Below are 16,104 nucleotides of genomic sequence, written 5' to 3'. Positions count from 1 at the left end.
GGATCTGATGGCCGGCGGACAGGGGTCGGCGGACCCGGATGCGCGGGGTGCCGGGGCGGTCGGGTGAGGGCCGGGGGCCGGACGGGCGCCGTCCGGGGCGGACGGACCGGCCGGTACGCGCCTCTCGCAGCGGGTTCGCGGCGGAGCGTTTGACGTGCGCTTGGCACGCCCTTGACGAGGGCTTTTCGCCGCGGGTGTACGTACGGACGCGAGTGGTGACGGTCACCACGAGGCCCCCTGGACAGATGCCCGCCGGGGTCGGATGATCAAATGAGTGCGGTCGGCACCGGATGAGCGGTCACGAAGCATCCGGGTCGCAGCCCCCAAGGGGCATCAACCAAAGAAGCGGATGTCCCGGGCCGGCGGCCTTCGGCCGGGCCCGTCGGCCATCCGTCCACACCCTCATCTAGGAGCGATCGTGGCGCGCGACAACGCGGCTCCCACCACCCTCACCCGTCACCAGGAACTCATCGCCTGGGTCGACGAGATCGCGGCCCTCACCCAGCCCGACCGGGTCGTCTGGTGCGACGGCTCGGAGGCGGAGTACCAGCGTCTGTGCGAAGAGCTCGTCGACAAGGGCACGTTCACCAAGCTCGACCCCGTCAAGCGCCCCAACTCCTACTACGCCGCGTCGGACCCCCGGGACGTCGCCCGCGTCGAGGACCGCACCTTCATCTGCTCTGCGAAGGAGGAGGACGCGGGCCCCACCAACCACTGGAAGGACCCCGCCGAGATGCGGGAGATCTTCACCGGTGAGCAGGGGGTCTTCCGCGGCTCGATGCGCGGCCGGACGATGTACGTCGTGCCGTTCTGCATGGGCCCGCTCGGCTCGCCGCTCTCCGCGATCGGCGTCGAGATCACCGACTCCGCGTACGTCGCCGTCTCGATGCGCACCATGACGCGCATGGGCCAGGCGGTCCTCGACGAGCTGGGCGACGACGGTTTCTTCGTCAAGGCCGTGCACACCCTGGGCGCCCCGCTCGCCGAGGGCGAGGCCGACGTGCCGTGGCCCTGCAACACCACCAAGTACATCTCGCACTTCCCCGAGGACCGCGAGATCTGGTCGTACGGCTCCGGCTACGGCGGCAACGCGCTGCTCGGCAAGAAGTGTTACGCGCTGCGCATCGCCTCCGTCATGGCGCGCGACGAGGGCTGGCTCGCCGAGCACATGCTGATCCTCAAGCTCACGCCGCCGCAGGGCGAGGCGAAATACGTCGCCGCGGCGTTCCCGTCGGCGTGCGGCAAGACCAACCTCGCGATGCTGGAGCCGACCGTTCCGGGCTGGACGGTCGAGACCATCGGCGACGACATCGCCTGGATGCGCTTCGGCGAGGACGGCCGCCTCTACGCGATCAACCCGGAGGCCGGTTTCTTCGGCGTCGCGCCCGGCACCGGCGAGCACACCAACGCCAACGCCATGAAGACGATGTGGGGCAACTCCGTCTTCACCAACGTCGCGCTCACCGACGACGGCGACGTGTGGTGGGAGGGCATGACCGAGGAGCTGCCCGCACACCTCACCGACTGGCGCGGCAACGACTGGACCCCGAAGTCCGAGACCCCGGCGGCCCACCCCAACGCCCGCTTCACCGTCCCCGCCGGCCAGTGCCCGATCATCGCGCCCGAGTGGGAGGACCCCAAGGGCGTGCCGATCTCCGCGATCCTCTTCGGCGGCCGCCGCGCCAGCGCCGTCCCGCTCGTCACCGAGTCGCTGACCTGGCAGCACGGCGTCTTCCTCGGCGCGAACGTCGCCTCCGAGAAGACCGCCGCCGCCGAGGGCAAGGTCGGCGAACTGCGCCGCGACCCCTTCGCCATGCTGCCGTTCTGCGGCTACAACATGGGCGACTACATGGGCCACTGGCTCAAGGTCGGCGCGTCCGCGGACCCGGCCAAGCTGCCGAAGATCTACTACGTCAACTGGTTCCGCAAGGACGACAAGGGCCGCTTCGTCTGGCCCGGCTTCGGCGAGAACAGCCGCGTGCTGAAGTGGATCGTCGAGCGCCTGGACGGCAAGGCCGAGGGCGTCGAGACCCCCATCGGCGTCCTCCCGACGAAGAATGCCCTGGACACCGACGGCCTCGGCCTCTCCGACGCCGACCTCGACTTCCTCCTCACCGTCGACAAGGACGTCTGGCGCGACGAGGCGTCCCTGATCCCCGAACACCTCAACACCTTCGGCGACCACACCCCGAAGGAACTGTGGGACGAGTACCGGGCGCTGGTGCAGCGGCTGGGGTGAGCGCCGCCGCACCGCCGGGCGGTGCGCCGACCTCGGTGGCCGGAGCGGTGACCGGGGCCGGGCCGGGGGCGCGCGCCCTGGGGGTTCCCTCGGCCGGGTCCGGCCGAGGTGGTGCCCGGTGCCTGCCGGTGGCCGGTGATCCCGGTGGCGTCGTGTGACGGCGCGCTGTGACAGACCGAGGGGCCCCGCACCTGTGTGGTGCGGGGCCCCTCGGTGTGTGCGGTGGCGCTGCGGCGGGGCCTTGGCGCGTGTCCGGCCGGGCGTGGGCCGGTGCGGCCGGACGTCCGGCCGCACCGGGGCGCCGTGGTGGGCCCGGCGCCGTTCCGGAACAGCTACGACGCCGCGGGCGCCCGGTCACGCCGTGGCGAGGTCCGGCAACGACGGGGTGGCGTGGGCCGCGCGGCGTTCGGTCGCGAGGGCGGTGGCCGCCGCGTCGTTCCGCGAGATGGCGACGGTCAGCGCCTGTCCGGCGAGGGCGTACGCCCGCTGGTGCAGCGCCCGCGCCCGCGCCGGATCCCCGCCGGTCGGCTCGGCCCGCAGCGGATACCGCCCGCCACGCAGCCGCGCTACCTGCCCGGCGACCCGCTCGGCCGCCGCCGCCAGCGCCTCCCCGTCGGCCCCGGGCGTCAGCGCCCGCAGCTCATCGGTGACCGTCAGCAGCGCGGTCAGATGCCCGGCGAGGCGGATGTCCAGCTCCTCCGCCCGCGAACGGTGCGGAAAATCCCCGGCCGCGGCCATGGTGTGGACCGACTTGGAACGGATCGGTTCGTACATGGGACAGCCTCCTGAATACGTCCAGGAAACTATCTTAGCTTAGATCGAGTCTAAAGTTGGCCTGGCTCGGGAGTGGATCGGGCGAGGGCCGGGTGGCCCCGGTGAAGGGCCCCGCCCGTGCGCCGCGAGGCCCCGCCCGTCTCCGTGACGCGCGAGGCCCCGCCCGTATCCGTAACGGTCGTGACGGTTCCGGCCGTCCGCCTTCCGTCCTCACGGCCCCGTATGCGCCAGGGCCAGTTCCGCGAGCGGCGCGGCGCTCTCCGGGGCCAGCCGGGGCAGCAGCGGGAGCGCGTACCGCCAGTGGGGGCCGGCCAGCAGTTCCTGCGCGAGGCGCCGGGCCTCGGCCTCGTCGCGGGACGACTCCGGCCCGACGGCACCGGCGATCGCGAGGTAGCGGAGGACGGGGATCCGCTGCGGTGACCAGCCCTCCGCGAGCGGGGCGATCACGGGGACGCCCGCGAGGTGGGTCGCCACCGCCGCGAGGGCCGCGGCCCGCTCATCCGGCGTCCCGGCGAGCCCGGCGGTCTCGCGCGCCGCTCCGACATCGCCACGGACGGCCTGGAGCACCGCCCATTCGGCGACCGGTCGGCCGCTCGCGAGACGGGTGGAGGCCAGGTGGCGCTCGTAGACATGGATCTGGCTCTGCGGCACGAGGCCGGGGCAGCAGCCGGTCTCGTGGAGCAGGGAGAGGAGAAGTGCGGTGTGGGGGTCCCGGTCCTGGAGGTTCTTCGTGGCGTCGCCGCAGACCTCCCGGAGTGTGGCGTGCACCGGCGTGTCCGGATCGCGCGGATCGGACAGCGCGGGCAGCAGTGCGGCCACTCGTCGCAGCGCCGCGTCCCGCATACGGGGTACGCCCGGCATCGCCGGCAGGTTCGGACGCGCAGGGGCCGGTCGCTCCCCGGCGAGGGCCTCGGCGGCTTCGGGCGCGTACCGGGCGAGTCCCACGGCCACCGCCGCCCATGCCTGAGCGTTCCGGTCACGGGGGGCCCGCGCCATGCCCTCCATCCACGTCCGGGCGGCCGCTTCCTCCCCGGCGTACGCGAACGCCTGGGCGAGGAGCCCGCACGCCGCCGCGTCGGGAGCGGCCCCGGCCCACTCCGCGGCCTCCCGCGCGTACCGCCCGGCGTCCGCGCGGTGTCCGCCGACCGCGCAGTGCATCGCGACGACGGCCGGTCCGCTCGCCGCCCCGGCCGGGCCCCGCGCCCGCCCGGCGAGCTTCACCGCCACGCCTGCGTGCCCGGTCGCGGCGAGGGCGCCGACCAGGGCCGGACCCCAGGTGGCGGCGTCCGCCACCGGTTCCTGACCGGACCAGCGCGCGAAAGCGTGGCTGAGAAGCCGGTGCCCCACCTCGGGCCGCTTCGCCAACTCCTCCCGCAGGGAGTCCCGTTCGTTCGGGGTCAGGTACTCCGGCGGCGGATCGGTGTCGTCCGGCGCCTTCTTTCTCCCCTTTCCCTTCCCCTTCCCCTTCCCCTCGGCCGCGAGAGCGGTGTCCGACGCCCGCCGGGCCTCCGCCACGGCGTCCTCGTCGAACAGGTCGCGCCGTGCCGTGGCCGGTACCGCCTCCAGCAGATGCCGGACATCGCTGGACAGGCCCGCCCCGTGCATCGCCTGAACCACGTACGTCAGCACCGGCCCGAGCTCCAGGGCGAGTTGAGCCCGAGCGGCATCCGGCAGCGCTCCGGGGTTCTGAAAGGCGGCGAGCAGGGCACGGTGCGCCGCCCGTGCCAGCTCGCGCCCCCTCCGCCGCCGGTTCGGGAGCACCGCACAGGCCCCGAGCGCGAGCAGACCGATCTGTACGAGATCGGTCTGCGGCTCCAGCCCGTCACAGAACTCCTCGACGCCGTCGCGCGCGGCGATCGCGGCCTCGTCCCGGGCGCCCCGCGCCACCTCCGTCCAGATCTCCAGCGCCGCTGCCTGCTCCTCCGGACCCCGGGCCGCCAACTCCGCCGCGTACGAGGGAAGTCCGGACAGCAGATCCGCGTACTCCGCACCCAGCTCCCGCGCGGCGCGGATCCGCGACCGCCACGCCATCGCCTCGCAGACGACGACGGCACGCAGCACGGCGTTCCCCGCCTCCCGCAGTCCGCGGCCCCGGAACGCGTACCCCCCGCGGGCCACCGCCTCCAGCCGCGTGTCCCGCTCGGCGCCGAGCGGTGCGGTCCTCAGCGCCTCGCCCGCCCACTCGGCGGCCTCCCCGGCCGGCCGCCCGGCCTCCGCCGCGTCGCCGAGCGCCAAGGCCGCGTCGGTGAGCAGCACCGCCCGGTCCACCGGGTCCGGCGCCGACAGTGCCAGCTCCCGCGCCCGGGACGCCTCACCGGCACTCGCGAACAGACCGACGAACTCCCGCGGTACGCGCCGGGCACGCGAGGAGAGCAGCGCCCGCGAAAGGGCCACCTGATAGGAAACCCCCAGGTCACCGCCGCCTCCCTCCGCCACGAGCCCGAGCTGTGCCAGTGCCTCGCCCACCCGCCCCCGCGCCACCATCCGCAGTTGACGATGCCGGTCGAGGACGTACGGAGCGAGGCGGTCGGTGCCGGACAGCAGACGCGGGTAGGGCCCCAGCAGGTACGGCGGTGTGTTCTCGGGCCACCGCTCGCCCTGCCAGAAGTCCGCCCAGGTGTGCAGCAGACCGGTACTGAGAGCGAGCGTCCCGGCGCCGGTGCGCTCCCGTGCGACGCGTACCGCCGCCTCGGCACCGGGCCCGCCCGGCCACGCTCCCGATCCGTCCGGCACCGGATACCGGTCACCCGCCTCCCGCAACAGCCGCTCGACCACGCCGAGTCCGGTCCCCGCCGCCTCCGCCAGATCCTCCGCCCGCAACCCCGGCCCCGCCGCCGCGATCAGCCCGAGAAGCTTCTCCTCCGCCGGTGACATGTCCCGCCGGGCCCATGCCTCCCGTACGGCGTGAACGGCGCCGGCCTCGGACTCCCGGGTGTTGAGCAGGCGTACGGCCCCCGGCCTGCGCAACGGATGCGGCCTCGGCACATCTGCGGGCGGCCGCGCGGCGGAACGGCCGGCGACCAGGACGCGGATCGCGCCCGCACTTCTGTCGGCCGCCGCCCCCTTCGGGACGTGAGGCAGGAGCGCCGCGATGCTGTGCCGAGGACGCTCGCCGTCGGGAACGCCCTCGCGCCACGCGGCGTCCTCCTCCAGCCCGTCCACCACGATCAGCAAGGTGCGCCCCGCAGCAGCCGAACGCGCCGCTGCCTGCCTGTACAGAACCTGGAGCGCTCGCGGGGAAATGCCCCCCGGGGTGTCGGGCGCCCGCCCTCCCAGATGCCTCGTCAACTGCCGGTTCATCTCCCGTACGAAGTCACCGGCGCTGTCCCGGCCTTCGGCCGCGGAGAGGAAGAAGGCCACGACGTCGACGTTCTCAGGTGGCTGTCCCACCGCGGCCCGGCTCAACAGGGCCGTCTTCCCGGCCCCGGGCGGCCCCTGCCACCACAGGTACGAGGGCCCGTCACCGTCCTCGGCACGGATGAACGCCCGGGTGGCCGCCAACTCGGCCTCACCGCTGAAGGGCGCCGCCAGGAACCGCGCGATGCCCCACTCCGCGACGACCTGCTGCCGCTCCTCGGACAGATCAGATGCCTTCACCATTCCCCCACTTCTGTTCATCTGCAGTTCACCATGCGTCCGGCGCACCGCTCTGACCTGCGAACTTCAAAACGAGGCGAGGAGATACGGCCTGGAGGACGGGCCTCCTCGGCGGCCAAAGTGATGCCACAGCCCGGCGGACGAACCCCGGGCGCAACCGAAAGGCTTCACCATGTCCGTCCTTTCCACCCTCCTCCACGACGCCACGACCCTGGCCGCCGCCGGAACGGCCACCTACACCGCAGCCCTCGCCGCCGTCGCCCTCACCTCCGTCCTCGCCCCGGCCCCGGACCGCCGCCGCGACGCCCGGGCAACCTTGCGGATCATGGTGGGGAAGGGGCGGGGGTGAATTCCCCATGCCAATTCATGCTTGCTTCTCGTAGGAGCACCGATAGCTAACTCGTGCGGCGCAACCTCCCGTGTTCGGTGAGCGCGCCGCAGCCGGGCGACCGGGTTCTCGCACACAGTTGTCAGCACCGGGCTCGCCGAGCTCAGTGCGCGAGGAGCTACGTGAGGGGAATTCCTGTGAAGGGATGCCGGAAGGAAGAGCGCCAGGAGGAAAATGGGCTCGGCGCAGGTCAAGGCTTGGCGTCGTGGAAGTACGCGCTGAGCTTTGTGCTGATCAGTGCCGTGGTCTCGTCCCTCGGCACTCACGTGGGCAACTACCTTGCAGAGTGGGTGGCTTCGGTCTCATAGGGACGGTCACGCCCGGCACGCGACGCCCTCAGGGCGTCGCGTGCGGGTCGCTTCTAAAAATGCTGCTGCTTGGCGCCAGGGGGCAGGAAACAACTGGTGCTGACCGACAGGAGAAGCGTGTTCGCCGGTTTAATGGTGTTGTCGGCGGTGATGAGGAAGCGCTCCGCGCGATTCTTGGCGTACAGGGTGACCGTGGGCCGACTCGGATCCTCCGTGTAATCAGATACGTCCACTCCGTGCTTCTTCAGCGCACCGCGTAGCTTCCTGACTGCTGCGATGTGCTCATGGGCGGGTATACGGGCGTAGGCGGCATAGGTGAGGGTGAACCTTCCGTCGTCCGCCACCTCGTCGCCTTTGCCGACACAATCCTCGAAGTGCGTCTGGGGCGCGGGATCATCGGCGATGTCCACCTGCGCGTATCGCGCCATGGTCGAGGTGTACCGCTTGGCCCATTCCAAGGTGTCCGCGCGGCTTTTGCGTGGCAGCGGCGCGTTGGGATTTTCATCAGGCTGGGACATACAGGCTCCCGTGAGCAGGATGGTCAGAGCTATCAGCGCGAGAGATCGGAAGTGCTTCATACAGGGGTCTTTCCTCGGCTACGGGTGCGGCCCCATCGGCACATCGGGGACATCGGGGTTGTCCACCGGTTGCTTCGGGGCAGGGGTGGGTGCGACCCCTGCGATGATTTTTCCCTGGTTGAGGAGGCTTTGGCTCGGGCCGTGGTCGGTCTCGTCCCAGTACCCACTGTGTGTGTGAGTGTCCACCTTGAACCGGTGTCCCCCGAAACTCTCCTGCATCGGATCGGGCCCGAGGGTGGCGCCGGCTGCTGCCTTGATTCCGTCGTCCTCGGCGCGTCCGATATACACATGGTCGGGATCGATATTCAGGTCCGAGGCACCTTTGACGGTCATTCCAGGGCTGCCGACCACGGCAATGTTGTCCGCGTCCAGACCGCCGCCCTCCGATGCCGCCGCTCCGACCACCGTTGAGCCATAGCTGTGCCCGATGACGCTGAGGTTCGCCGGTCCGTCCTCGTGCGAAGCCCGTAGCCCATGGGTGAAGTTCCGCAGAGCGGGCGCGGCGTCCTCGGCGCGTTCTGTCCCGGCGACATCAAGGTTTCCCGCCTGGGACACAGGGATTTCGGGAGCGTCATAACCGAGCCAGTAGACCATGGACGTGCTGGAATTTCCGTCGGCGATTTTCGCGGCATTCTGCAGGCGATCGATCCGGCTCAACTGCCCGCCCGTGGACTCCATGCTTGTGGACGTCCCGGGGACGCTCACTCCGACATTGTCTGCGGTATCGGGATTCCCCATGGCGATAATTGCTTTTCCGTCGCCCTCGGAGTCGAACCCGAGGACGTAGAGCTGCTTTTCCCCGGTGACTCCGTCGCGCTTATCCAGTTCCTTCTGCAGCATCTGCAGATTACTGAACCGCTTGTTGTAGTCATCTTCGGAGTACTTGTTGTGGTACTGGTAGTTATCCATCGCGCTCAGCTCCTGCTCCAGAGCGAGACGGTTGGCATCGTCACGGACGGTGGAAGGCAGGCCGTCGGTTCGGCCGACGATCTCAGGGTGCAGAGCGGCATAGGATTCCCGGGTGTCCTCCGGAAGGAGCTTCCACCATTCCGCAGCAGCTTTGGGATCATTCGGTGGGTGAGGCTTTCCGATGTCGGTGTGCAGGTCCTTGGAGACCTGCTTGACATCCTCGCGCGCCTCTCCCGCCCGATCGGAGATGTCGCCCGACAGGATGTCACCGCTGAGGCGACCCAGCGCCTTGGCGGCTTCGTCACTTGCCTCCTGCGCCTGTTGCACACAATTCTTGATGTCAAGCTGGTAAATGAACAGTGCGCTGGACGAGTCGGTCGCGCCGTTTTCGCCCCCGCTCGGGTATGCCGGTCCCAAGGGTGGTCGGACGGTCCCCTCGTCATCCACCTGCAGGCCGTCACTCTCCAGGTCTTTGACGATGCTACGCAAACGAATCTGCGCGGCTAGCATCCTGGATGTTGCGTTCCTGATGGTCTCGGATATCGCCATTGCTTCCGTGCGGACGATCCCGAACCGGCTTTCCAGGTCTTCCAGGTAGAAAAGTGCGCTGCTGGCGTCTTCCCCGGACCAGTTGGCGTGGAGTGGTCCGGTGACCTTTGTCCGGTGTCGGTCGTCGGACTCGTCCATATGCATGGAAAGCCGATGCCAGGCGGTCGTCGCCTCATCGCAGCTTGAGAAATCCTGCTTCAGGAGACGCAGGTAGTCGCTGGTCAAATTTCTGGTCCTCCCCCGTGGTTGACGTTACCGATTGCTTCTCACCCGAAAGGGGAATCGCCGGCCGGTTCCTGCGTAGGCCTCGCATTCTGCATCTCGTCGATGGTCCATTCCGCGCGGGGGTCGGGTCCGGTATACGGCGCGTCCTCGCGGCCTGTGAATGCGGGGTTTGTCACCGGTGACGTCCCTTCGGATCCCACTGTGCCGGGGGTACCGGGATCAAGGGGGTCGGAGAGGCCGTCGCGTAGCGATGCGGCTCCGGGCATCGCCGACCGCCCTTCGGAACCGACTGCTCCGGGGCCACCGATGGCGGAATCCGGCTGAAGGCCGGCGCGTAGCGACTCGGCCCCCGGGGTGGCGTGCCGCCCTTCCGAACCGACGCCTCCCGGCCCGCCGAATGCGGTCATGGTCTGCGGTGCCGATTCGGCCCGGGCGTCCGTGGCCTCGAAGTCCTTGGACACCGTGGCATCGTTCCACTCGTGCCCATCAGCACAGGTCCTGAGGTTGGCGGCGCCTGCCGTGGCGCGTCGGCGCATGCCGTCGAGAGCAGGTTCCCAGGTGTTGGCCAAGGTCAGCAGAGCCTGAGACAGTGACCAGCCCTTCAGGGACGCCCCCGCGTCCTTGGCGGTGCTGATCGCCTTGTTGTTCTTCTCTTTCATGTCTTCCGAGATGGAGTCCTCCGCATGAGCGGCAGCGCGCAATTCTCCCGGATCGACGGATATCTTCGACAACTCTCTTGCCCCCTGAGTTCTGCTTTTCCTTGGACGGTATCAACATCGTGTTGACGCCGAGTGGCTGTGTGTATCCCATCCGGCCATGTGCGGTGCCCGGAGTGGGTAAGGCGGTGGTTCACCATGACGGTGACGGGCGGTATCGCGGCGTGAAGTGGAGCTGCGGCTCCTGGGGTAACGGTTTCGGCCATTGATCAGCCGGATTCCGACCTCGTCGGGGCGCAGGTTTCGGTGAGTGATGCCGGAGCGCCGACGAAGGCCGCGTGGCGCCTCGAGGGAGCGTGCCTGCACGGCCCTGAGACCATGGGTTGTATGGTCGGCGGATCCTGCAATGGCGGGAATGGCCCGTCATGGGCGCTCGTGGTGGCACGTGAGAATTCCCCGCGTGGGCGGGGGTGGCTGCTCTCATTCCCCCTTGGCAGGGGAGGTTTGGCGATGTGTCCCGCGGAAATCCGGTTCGCTGCTAGCGTCGCGGGGACTACTCCGTGTGGGTCTCCAGTGAGAGCGGTAAACCGGATTGACTGACAAGTGTTGTTTCGTGGAGGGGCGCCCCACGTGGGACCCGAGGCGTCAGCCCTGCGTAACTGTTATCACTCTGCGGGGCGAGAGGGAGGAGCTTTCTCTCCTCGATGTCCTCTCCCGGGCCGAAGAGTTGAGCGCGGTCTTCTGTTCTACCCCGGGCGAGACCGTGGCTGTCACCGAGTACTTGTTGGCGATCTGCTTCGCGGCCGGGGTGTTTCCAGCCTCTGTTGAAGAGTGGCGGGCCTCGGTCGCCGAGGAGCGTGGTCTCGGGAAGGCGGCGGAGTGGCTCGCCGGGTGCCCGGACGACGAGTGGGACCTCTTCCACCCGGAAAGGCCACTGGGCCAGAACAGTCTGTTGGCCTCTTTGATGGATGAACACGGCGCAGGGCCGGCGCAGTTGGTCATGGAGCGCGTCGGTGACTACAGCCAGTTCTTCGATCACCACCACCTTGAGCGCTTTGAGCCGTTGCCTGCGGCTGAGGCGTTCCGGGCGTTGCTGACCCAGCACGTCTACGGGCTCGCCGGAAGAGCAAGGCTCTCCGGCAAGGAACTGGGGCCGAAGCTGACCAACCTGTCCGCCGGGCGGCTCCAGGGGCGGATCCGTGTCGTGGTCCAGGGCCGTACGGTCGGCGACACCTTGCGGATGAACCTCTACCCTCCGGCCGGGGGGCGGGCCGGACGGTTCAACCGGACCTGGACGAGCGCCGGTGTCGAACGCCGGAAGTTCGACACGCGGCCGCCGGGGCGGGCGACGTCCGGCCCGGCGGATCTGCACAGCTATTTGGGGCGCTCCGTGCTGCTGCGCCCGGGGCCGGTGGCGGAGAACGGTGAGGTCACCGTCGACCGGGTGCTCGTCGGCGCCGGCGAACTCCTCGCTCTCGACCCCGAACGTGACCTTGAGGACGCCGTTCTCCTCAAGCAGCTCAACGGTCATCGCAAGCCGTTGTGGCCCTCGCCCTCCAGGGCTCTCTGGCGTGACGCCCACGCGCTCTACAGCGCCGCGGCGAAGGAGGAATCGGGGCTGTTCGGGCGGCTCCGGCATCTCACCTTCCCGCCGACGGGGGGCGGCCCGCCCTGTGTGCTGTGGGCTGTGGGGCTCATCGCCAACAAAACCCTCGCGACCAGATGGACGGACGGAGCTTTCCCGTACGCCCCCAGCATGGGGGAGGAGCTGTGTGTGGCGTCCCGACGGGGATCGGCCATCGCCGAATACGTGGCGCGGGCGCTGGAGCGGGCGGCATATGTGTGCTGGAAGGTCATCTACCCGAATCCCAAGCCTGCCGACCGCCCCGCGCAGCAAGCCCGTTTCGACGCCCGGCGGGAATTCTGGCCGGCGGCGGAGGAGCCCTTCCTGCAACTGCTCGAAGCGACCTCCTGCGGGGACCCCGTACCGCTCTCCCTGTTGGATTACGCGGGCGAACTCCGGCCCATGGCGGAGGACTTCCTCAGGAATCGTCTCGATTCTCTGCAGCGCAATGAACAGGGACTGCGTGCCCGTGCCCGGGCCGAGATGCGGTTCCATGCCGACATGGCCTCCCCGAAGGCCCCACCCGAGCTCCGAGGAGAGGTGAACGCATGACGGAATGGACCGAGCACGTATCCGAGCAGCCGGGTGCCGCGCAGCTCACCGCCTGGCTCATGGCGCTCGTGCACAACCGCGAATACGGCCAACTCGCCGACCTGCGGCGGACCCGGCCGACCGATGCCCATATCCGGGCCGGGTGGTTCGCGCCGGAGGGGCAGCGTGAGGTCTTCGAGAAGGTCGCGTTTCTCTTCGGGGTCTATCACCAGGGGCGTTCCGTTCCCTCGTACGGTTCGGGGAGTCTCGGGGCGGCGGCGCGCCGGATCGGGGACGGGGTGGGGCGCGGGCCCGACAACCCCGGTGCGCAGCGGCTGTTGGCGCGGGTGGTGGCGAGTCGGCGTATTCCGTGGCGGCACCTTCAGCACGCGGTGACCCGGTTGCGCTCCTGTGAGCAGGCGCCGCCTTCCTGGACGCGGCTGACCGATGATCTGACGCGCTGGTACGACCGCCGGGCGCGGGTCGCCTACGGGTGGTCGGTGGACTTCCACGAGCCGCAGGGGCGGCGGCGGAGCGGGCCCGGTGCCCGGAGCGGGGCGGGCACGTAGCGGGGGGACGGGGCGGGCGTGGCGCGGTGGGTGTGCGCGTGCGCGGGGGCGTGACCCTCGTGGGGCCGTGGCCCGGCGCGGGCCCGTGACCTGGCGCGGAACGGGCGCCCCCGGATGGACGACGTGAGGACGACATGGAAGGACGCGAGTACGTGACCGAGGAACCCCGAAGCGGCAGCCGCCAGTTTCTCTCGCTGCATCTGCTGGAGACGCTGGTCGCGGTGTTGCCTGTGCGGGACGAGAACGGGTCGCCGAAGAGCTTCGTGTACGGCGGGGTGGAGCGGCACATGATCAGCAGTCAGGCGCGGCGGCGGGCCGAGCGGGTGCATGCGCGGAAGCGGGCCAATGCGGGAATCGGTGCGCTGGAGGGGCGGAGTACCGGACTGCGGACCCGGGAGTGGGCGCTCATCGCCGCGAAGGCGCTTCAGAGCGCGCACGGTTGGGAGCGGGACGAGGCCGTCGCCACGACCCGCGCGGTGATCGAGGCGACCGGCTTGAAGTTCGGTGATCCGGCGAAGAAGACGGTCGCGAACCTGACGAAGGTGCTGCTCTTCGCGCCGGACGACGCCGGCGACCGGATCGCCGCCCATGTGCACGCGCACGCCGATGACGTACGGCAGTGGCGGGACGGGTATCTGCGTGCCCAGGGGGAGTTGGCGAAGAAGGCGGCGCGTAAGGGAGGGCGGAAGGCGGAACCGGAGCCGGAGGAGGCGTCCGGGGGCGCCGAATCCGCCCTTCCCGCGCTGCCCAAGAAGCACCGTGATGCCGTTCTTCTCGCCATCGCGCCGCGCGACGCCATCGATATCGCTCTCTATGGGCGGTTCCTCGCCGAGATCGCCGACTCTCCGAACGTGGACGGCGCGGTGCAGAGCGGGCACGCCTTCACCGTTCACGAGGCGGAGCAGATGGATGACTTCTACGCCGCGGCTGATGATGCCAAGCTCGAACGGAAGCGCGATGCTCTGGCATTTCTCGATTCCGCCGATGACGCCGGGGCCGGAATGACCGGTTACCAGTCGCTGATTTCCGGGACCTTTTACCGGCACGCCGTTCTCGACCGCGTCCAGTTGCGGAACAATCTCCGGGCCGCGGGAATGGCGCGGGAAGAGGCGGAGGAGGCGGCCGGGGCGGCGGAGAAGGAGTTCGTCAACGCGTTCGTGGAGGCTTTTCCGGAGGCGAAGAAGAATTCCACGGCGTCGACGGGGTCGCTGCCCGCACTCGTCCTCGCCTTCGAGGGGGACCGGCCCTACAACTACGCCGCCGCCTTCCAGTTCCCCATCGACGAGAGCCCTGGCGGCGAGGGCCCGGCGGGTCCGGCGGCGGTCCGGCGGCTCCTCGACCACCACGCCTTCGTCAGCGCGCGCCGCCGGGATCTGGAAACGGCCCGTTTCCTCACGTACGACCCGCGGATCGACGCCGTGCTGACGGCCGCGGGCGTGGATTCCGTCGCGTCGATCGGGGAGCTGACGCCGTGAGTCATGTGCTGCTCCTGCGGCTCGCGGCGCCGTTGCAGTCGTGGGGCGTGGCCAGCCGGTTCTGGCGGCGCGACACCCACTCCCGGCCCACGAAGTCGGGCGTCATAGGGATGTGCGCCGCCGCGCTGGGCCTGCCGCGCGAGGCACCGCCGGGCGAGCCGGACCCGCTGTCCGGCCTCGCGCCGCTGCTGTTCGGCGTCCGCGCCGACCATCCGGGCAAGCCGGTCCGCGACTACCACACGGTCGGCGCCGGGCGGTATCCGCTGCGCCCCCGCGACCTCGTCACCGACCACCGCCGTGCGGCCGCCGCGGCGCCCACGACGGACGCCGGCACCGGTGACGCGTTCGGACACCATGAGATCGAGGGCTGGTACGGCGCGCCCAAGCGCATCGCCGCCGATCCGCGGTCCGGGGCGCTCGTCTCGGCCGAACTCCGCCGGAACGCGATGATCACCGAACGCTGGTACCTCGCCGACGCCGCGTTCCTGGTGGGCCTTCAGGGCCCGGACCGTACGTGGCTGGAGCGGATCGGGCACGCGCTGGAGCACCCCGCGCGGCTGCTGTGGCTGGGCCGGAAGTCCTGCCCGCCGTCCGGCCAGATCACGCTGGACGTCGTGCCCGGCACCCTCGCCGAGGTCTTCGCGTCGGTGGCGCTGCTGCCGTCGCCCACCGAGGCGCCCGCGCGGCTGCGGGACGACCGGCCGTGGGCCTGGACCGAGAGCCGGACCCCGCTGCCGGGCGCCGCGCCCGTCGCCGACCAGCCGGTGCACTTCCACGCCGACGGCGCGCGGCACGCCCCGCGCTGGGAGACCCGTACCCGCGTCGACATCCACCCGCTCGCCCGCGATTGGAACATCATCCCGTGAACGCGCCCCGCCCCGCGGCGGCCCGGTTCGTCGCCACCCAGACCCTGCTGACGCTCGACGCCAGGCACCCGTACGCCGCCAAGTCCTTGATCGACGCGCAGGACATGCACCGTACGGTCATGAGCGGATTCCCCGGCTGGGTCGACGACGGCAGCCGCGATCCCCGCGCCCAGATGGGCATCCTCTCGACCTGGACGCTGAACCTCCGCGAGGCACGGCTCGCCCTCGTCGTGCAGTCGCAGGTCCCCGGCGACTGGAGCCGCATCCCCCGGCAGGCGCTGGCCGCCGAGCCGGAGACGCTGACGCTGGACCGGACGTTCGGCGCGGGCGAGACGGTCGGCTTCCGGACGGTCGTCAACCCCGTCTACAGCAAGCCGCCGCCGCCCGGCGCACCGCCGAAGACCCGGGGCGTACGGGTCGCCCACACGCGCCCCGACCATGTGCGGAAGTGGTTCGCCCGCCGCCTCCAGCCCGTCGGCGAACCGCCCGTCGCCCCCGACGGCCTCACCCGCATCGGCGCCGACACCGACCCCGACACCCTCGCCATCCGCATGCTCCCCCGCATCTCCAGCCCCGCCCCCCACAAGGGCCTCCGCCTCACCCGCGCCGAAATTCGCGGCAAGCTGACGGTGACGGACCCGGAGACGTTCGTGTCCGTCCTGACCAGGGGGATCGGGCACGGGCGGGCGTACGGGTGCGGGTTGGTGGTGGTGCGGTAGAGAGCGGTGGCCCGCCGTGCCTCGCCGGGGCCCCCGCGGGTGCGGGGCGCGGACCAACCGTGAACCGCGAAGGGCCGCGATGTCGGGGGCATCCCCG

12 protein-coding genes are annotated in these 16,104 nt (G+C 70.5%); 7 read left to right on the top strand and 5 right to left on the bottom strand.

All coding sequences use genetic code 11. The features are described from left to right. The first annotated feature begins 418 nt into the window (after positions 1 to 418). Complete coding sequence (locus ACGH2B_RS08730) at positions 419 to 2,239, top strand: phosphoenolpyruvate carboxykinase (GTP) (protein ID WP_399086631.1); 1,821 nt, start codon at positions 419 to 421, stop codon at positions 2,237 to 2,239. A 354-nt stretch (positions 2,240 to 2,593) separates the two neighbouring features. Here ACGH2B_RS08730 and ACGH2B_RS08725 read toward each other — a convergent pair whose 3' ends face one another. Then, positions 2,594 to 3,013, bottom strand: coding sequence for a hypothetical protein (locus ACGH2B_RS08725; protein ID WP_399086628.1), 420 nt, complete (start codon positions 3,011 to 3,013; stop codon positions 2,594 to 2,596). A gap of 210 nt (positions 3,014 to 3,223) precedes the next feature. After that, complete coding sequence (locus tag ACGH2B_RS08720; protein WP_399086625.1) at positions 3,224 to 6,613, bottom strand: hypothetical protein; 3,390 nt, start codon at positions 6,611 to 6,613, stop codon at positions 3,224 to 3,226. Between the two features lie 169 nt (positions 6,614 to 6,782). Between ACGH2B_RS08720 and ACGH2B_RS08715 the strand changes: the two genes are divergently transcribed. After that, positions 6,783 to 6,959, top strand: coding sequence for a hypothetical protein (locus ACGH2B_RS08715; RefSeq protein ID WP_399086622.1), 177 nt, complete (start codon positions 6,783 to 6,785; stop codon positions 6,957 to 6,959). 400 nt (positions 6,960 to 7,359) lie between these two features. On the opposite strand, the gene ACGH2B_RS08710 is transcribed toward ACGH2B_RS08715, so the two are convergent. The 3 genes from ACGH2B_RS08710 to ACGH2B_RS08700 are packed head-to-tail and all read right to left on the bottom strand — an operon-like array spanning position 7,360 to position 10,298. Beyond that, a complete protein-coding gene (locus ACGH2B_RS08710) occupies positions 7,360 to 7,884 on the bottom strand; it encodes a hypothetical protein (protein ID WP_399086619.1) in 525 nt (174 codons plus the stop codon). Between the two features lie 18 nt (positions 7,885 to 7,902). Then, a complete protein-coding gene (locus ACGH2B_RS08705) occupies positions 7,903 to 9,567 on the bottom strand; it encodes an alpha/beta hydrolase (RefSeq protein ID WP_399086616.1) in 1,665 nt (554 codons plus the stop codon). A gap of 41 nt (positions 9,568 to 9,608) precedes the next feature. Continuing rightward, entirely contained in the window at positions 9,609 to 10,298 is a 690-nt protein-coding gene (locus tag ACGH2B_RS08700; protein ID WP_399086613.1) for a hypothetical protein, read from the bottom strand. Between the two features lie 538 nt (positions 10,299 to 10,836). Here ACGH2B_RS08700 and ACGH2B_RS08695 point away from each other — a divergent pair. The 5 genes from ACGH2B_RS08695 to ACGH2B_RS08675 all read left to right on the top strand — a co-directional run bounded on the left by ACGH2B_RS08695 (position 10,837) and on the right by ACGH2B_RS08675 (position 16,007). Next, positions 10,837 to 12,399: a type I-E CRISPR-associated protein Cse1/CasA gene (locus ACGH2B_RS08695; protein ID WP_399096820.1), complete on the top strand. Its 1,563-nt coding sequence runs from the start codon at positions 10,837 to 10,839 to the stop codon at positions 12,397 to 12,399. Continuing rightward, the gene (gene casB, locus ACGH2B_RS08690) at positions 12,396 to 12,947 is read left to right on the top strand and encodes a type I-E CRISPR-associated protein Cse2/CasB (RefSeq protein WP_399086610.1); all 552 of its coding nucleotides are present in this window, start codon (positions 12,396 to 12,398) and stop codon (positions 12,945 to 12,947) included. Before ACGH2B_RS08695 ends, casB begins: the two co-directional genes overlap by 4 nt. A gap of 152 nt (positions 12,948 to 13,099) precedes the next feature. Beyond that, positions 13,100 to 14,422 carry a type I-E CRISPR-associated protein Cas7/Cse4/CasC gene (locus tag ACGH2B_RS08685; RefSeq protein WP_399086607.1) on the top strand — a complete coding sequence of 441 codons (1,323 nt, stop codon included), beginning with the start codon at positions 13,100 to 13,102 and terminating at the stop codon, positions 14,420 to 14,422. Then, complete coding sequence (gene cas5e / locus ACGH2B_RS08680) at positions 14,419 to 15,288, top strand: type I-E CRISPR-associated protein Cas5/CasD (RefSeq protein WP_399086604.1); 870 nt, start codon at positions 14,419 to 14,421, stop codon at positions 15,286 to 15,288. Before ACGH2B_RS08685 ends, cas5e begins: the two co-directional genes overlap by 4 nt. Continuing rightward, a complete protein-coding gene (locus ACGH2B_RS08675; protein ID WP_399086601.1) occupies positions 15,285 to 16,007 on the top strand; it encodes a type I-E CRISPR-associated protein Cas6/Cse3/CasE in 723 nt (240 codons plus the stop codon). The genes cas5e and ACGH2B_RS08675 overlap by 4 nt, the downstream gene beginning before the upstream one ends. Positions 16,008 to 16,104 lie beyond the last annotated feature (97 nt).

Origin of the sequence: Streptomyces sp. BBFR2, from assembly GCF_044497305.1 — a bacterium.
Classification (GTDB): Bacteria; Actinomycetota; Actinomycetes; order Streptomycetales; family Streptomycetaceae; genus Streptomyces.
The sequence above is the reverse complement of the archived record's forward strand: the minus strand, read 5'-3'. Positions and strand labels throughout refer to the sequence as shown.